Genomic DNA, 524 nt, shown 5'->3' on the forward strand with positions numbered 1-524 from the left:
ATTCAAGCTCGACCGGATGCGCTCCGCCGTTTTCGCAAGTTCGTCACGCTGCTTTTGCGAAAGCTTCGTGTCGGAAATCATTTGCTGTAGTTGGTCGATCGCCTGAAACGCCTCTTTGCAGGCTTGCGCCGCCTCCTCATTGAACTTCTCACGTCGCGGTGTCGGCTTTGGCAGCGACGGCACCATCTTGCCGTCGCGACGCGTGAGCGTACATGGAACTCCATCGCCTATGTTCATGCTCGACACGAACGTCGCCCATTGCGCCTCACTCATCTCGACTTCGATCAGCGTCCGGTCGGAGTGGTAGCGATCATAGGAGAGATCCCGGTGTAGCTCGCTAGTCTGAATAGCAATACGGATGCTTCCTTGATGCGTGAAGTCTGACCCATACAGCACTGCGCCACCATTCACACGATTCGCGCCGATCTGTGCGTAGCAAGGATGCGTAGTGACAGTGCGTCCCTTCAGAGCGCCATCCTCAATCGTTCTCGTTACCGGTTCTTCAATCGTGCGCGGCATGTCAT

General features: G+C 56.1%; 1 protein-coding gene. It reads right to left on the reverse strand.

All coding sequences use genetic code 11. The features are described 5' to 3' along the window. On the reverse strand, positions 1-524 hold a 524-nt coding region (locus tag AB4Y42_RS44160; protein WP_368697885.1), incomplete at both ends, for a hypothetical protein.

It is taken from the genome of Paraburkholderia sp. EG286B (assembly GCF_040965655.1).
Lineage (GTDB): Bacteria > Pseudomonadota > Gammaproteobacteria > Burkholderiales > Burkholderiaceae > Paraburkholderia.